Consider the following 3,870-nt stretch of genomic DNA (forward strand, 5'->3'; position numbering starts at 1 on the left):
CGTGGATAGCTTGGAAGCCATGCGCAATGAGTACGTCGTGGCGATTCTTCACGCCGCAATCAATATTACAAGAGATTCTACAGGGGAAGAACTCAGCATGAGGCCTGAACACGAAGTAATAGGCGATGAAAGCACGGGACGGGTTGATTTCGCTATCAGGGTATAACGATATGCCTTTAGACTTTTTTTATGGCGTTATGCATAAATGTATTAATTCCACACTTTCATTCCAGAAAGCCGAAAACCTTATTTGTGTTACAGAAGACAAACTAGAACGAAATCTAATCGAGGGTTTTGCTCAGAATATCAAACAGCTAGAGTGCTCATTCCAAACGAATATGAGAAAACGAAAGCGGGAGGATGACGATGACTTCGATTACCTCTATGGTATTGTCACTACAGCTCGGGACTGGTACTTCTTGCTGTACACTCCGGGGAAAATTTCACAAGGCAGTAAATTACCATTTAGCATCGAATTTTCCGACGATGCCTTGGATAAAAACTCCGAAGAATATCAAACGTTACGTAATGGCGTAAAAAAAGTGTTGGGTGTAGTAGTAGGTTTATTAAAGGATAGGGCATGTGCAGAAGGCGATTCCCCCTCAAAGAAAAAAGCTAAAATAGAGAAATATCGTTCGAAAAAATAATCGTAGTATTTGTGAATTAGTATTTATTCGAATTACTTATTAGAATATGAAAATAATTATATAATTAAAAATCTTTTTATAGCGAAAGCGACTCCAAGTCATAAAATAAAACTTGTCGTGTGATTTTTTTTTTGCATTGACTGTATTCGTAGCTGGTACATCAGAGTCACTAAGTAATTTAAGTTTCCAAAGTGAAAAATATCTAAAGCTGCACTTAAAAGTGAGTACAATTAACAAATTAAAATAATTTGATTATTTTATTATATTCAAATAAGCCATAGTAGTAAAGCCAAAATCAAATAGTAAAATACAGTATTCTTTATTAAAAATTCAGAATTCAAAATCAAAAACTGACAAAATACATAATACACGCTGTAATAAGTGATTATGAATATAAGGTGTTCGCCATAATAAATTTTAATTTAAACTTCAACAATAGATTTCGTTTCTATTCTCGATGTCAATTAAATCCTAAAATTAAGGTCTCTCTTCTATTTTTTTAAAATGACTAAATGTATTACTATTCAAAAATCTATCTATGAATAATTCAAGTAAAAATCAAACAGTTCGATACCTTGAAAACAATAAACCGCACTCACTTTGCCGAGGTTAGACACGTAGTGCCTTGATATGACGACCCGTCTGTGCGAAGAGGCTGTGTAGGGTGGTTGCGAAAGAATGTGATGGCAATGTCATAGAGATGCTTGGTTTCATCATGCATTTTTCGTTATTATAAAAATACCATATCCCTCATTGAAACTATAACAACATTGTTGAAATTTTAATCCAAAACAATTCAACATTCAATAACAAAAAATGAAATTCTGTACTATTATTTGCATTGCCGTAAGTATATTTTTTTTGAAGTTTAAATAATCCTAAAGATTCTAACAATCCAATTTCATTATATAGATCATGGTTTTTACCTACTTGTCATTAACTTCCGCTGTAAAAGTCAGTCTCTTTACTGGAATAGATTGTGCAGGACCTTCCGGTACGTTGGATGTCAACAACTGCACAACAGTCCCAACATCATTGCAAAATTCTAGGTCAATCAATGCACTTCCCGCCAATCCACCTTTCATACTTTACTCCGACGATAGCTGTCTTAATATAATAAGTACATATCCTGGAGGAACGTGTTATAATTTACCGGAAAAAGTTGGTAGTATTTATAAAATGACCTAGTATCGAGATATTAAGGCCTTATAAACTTTACCAAATAGATTTTTATTAAACCTAGACATTATATAAAATTTTAATCAATAGTATTTATTGCATTATCGTTAAATGTAAATATCCGTGTTGTTATACAGCTGAATTATCTATCTTTTTCGAAGGAGCTAACTCGCAAAGTTTACGCGGCCATTGTGTACGAGTGGCTAAAAAATTCGACAAATTTAAATTTCACTCATATTCGCAAAGATGATCTGTGGAAGTAATTATCTATTTGATTGTAACTATAACTTTTTTAATCGTCAACGTACTTGTATATTTTATAGTTATGGATTTGTTCACTTCGAAAATGAAAGTGATAAAGATTTCCGAAAATCACCGGCGAAAATGGTCGATTGACTTCAAAGTTCAAACAATGATTGCGAATGCGCGACTAAATTAGCCGCCTTCAAATTCTACTAAGTCATTTATTGAATATATTATCACAGAATAAACAAAGGATCAAGCGTGTTAATACGTAATTGGTGGATATAAAGTGCTCGAAATGCATTTGTCAATAATTTCGAAGAAAATTATAGCATTTATTAGAACTGTCGTAGCTATTTAACATACATAATAACAATCTTGATTCTTTGTTAAATCCGTAATGATACATTTAATGAATACATGTATGGAATTTGATACACAATGGCTGACTTTACACCGCGTAAACTTTGCGTCTTTGCGAGCTTGCCTTTGAGCGACATAACCTTTTTAGTAGCTATTTAAGGTTAACGTTAAGATCCGAAAGAGGATTAGCAAATATTTTATCTGTGTAACGAAAAAAATTTTTTATGAACGGTGTAATCTTACTATATTTAGTAGCTTATCGTTATGTTTACAAATCTAGATAAAAAGGATGCATACCCAGAAAAGTTCACGTTTCCCAGATTATTTCTTCTTTGTAATATGCTTAAGTATTTCGATATGCAAATAAAAAAAATTCTCCATATTCGTTATACGAATTTTATCTTTATTCCGCTATAATTGGTGGTATAGATCTTAAAGTTAGTTATGAAACTATTCTTAAGGACGCGAATCAAATCTATTCCAGTAAAAAGAAAATAACAAAGGTAAAAAGTATATTTAATTTTAATTACAATATTTCAATTATCTATGATGATTATTTTTTTATCTAGATCCTCTCCTTTAGTAAGCTTTAATAGCCTCTCAAAGGGAGATGACAATATTATTAATATTAGCAATTTGATCTAGATTCTTGTTTATGATTTAAAATTACCAATGATGAAGTAAAATATTTCTGAGGATAAATTTAAAGCTTTATTTTTTCAATTTTAGGCCGAGAAAAAGGATAAGCGTTATGTAAATTTGTGTAAACAAATTAAGAATGTAATTTCAACAAACAATTATATACAGTATGGAAAGTACATAGAAACTTCAGCGAGAAACTTGGGTTGGTTCGATTTACTAATCGAATATGATAATGATAATTTAGTTCATTACGCGAAGGATTTTATTTGGCAGGTATGAGTTATTTTCTTTTAATATTCCACACTTGATTGACTTATTTTATTAAATATTTTCCATTTTCTAGCTGCAATTTATGGAAAATGTTCATGATATTGTCAAATCTTTTAGTCAATGTATTTTTGATTTGGAAATTAAACCTAACGACTTATTACTTTCTGGTATAATCGACGTTCATTATATCACTACACACCACAAGAAGCTCAAAAATACGTTTCAGTCAAAGAAATTATGGGATTTACTTGATGAAAAGTTTGTTTATTATGAAGTAACGAAAATACTTGCCGAATTTATTGATAAATATGTCGAAGAGGAAATTGAAATCCCTGAATGTAATAATAATAAGGAAAAATTATTATATCGTTCTGTACGATTATTATTGGACCATATGTATGTATTCATATTTTTGATATTTTGGAAATCTTTATTAACCACTTTGACAGTAAATTAGTTTGGGAAGGTCCACATTATAAAGAAAAAGATTCTTCTATTAATGAGAGTACCTGGGCTCATGACATGA

Annotated in this window: 2 protein-coding genes; both read left to right on the plus strand. The window is 31.1% G+C overall.

Going from position 1 to position 3,870, the window contains the following annotated elements; translation table 11 throughout:
* Window positions 1-170 precede the first annotated feature (170 nt).
* On the plus strand, window positions 171-647 hold the full coding sequence (locus DMG62_21620) for a hypothetical protein (protein PYY20849.1): 477 nt from the start codon (window positions 171-173) through the stop codon (window positions 645-647).
* A 2,779-nt stretch (window positions 648-3,426) separates the two neighbouring features.
* On the plus strand, window positions 3,427-3,801 hold the full coding sequence (locus DMG62_21625) for a hypothetical protein (GenBank protein PYY20850.1): 375 nt from the start codon (window positions 3,427-3,429) through the stop codon (window positions 3,799-3,801).
* The last annotated feature ends 69 nt before the right edge of the window (window positions 3,802-3,870 follow it).

The sequence above is a fragment of the Acidobacteriota bacterium genome, assembly GCA_003225175.1.
Lineage (GTDB): Bacteria > Acidobacteriota > Terriglobia > Terriglobales > Acidobacteriaceae > Gp1-AA112.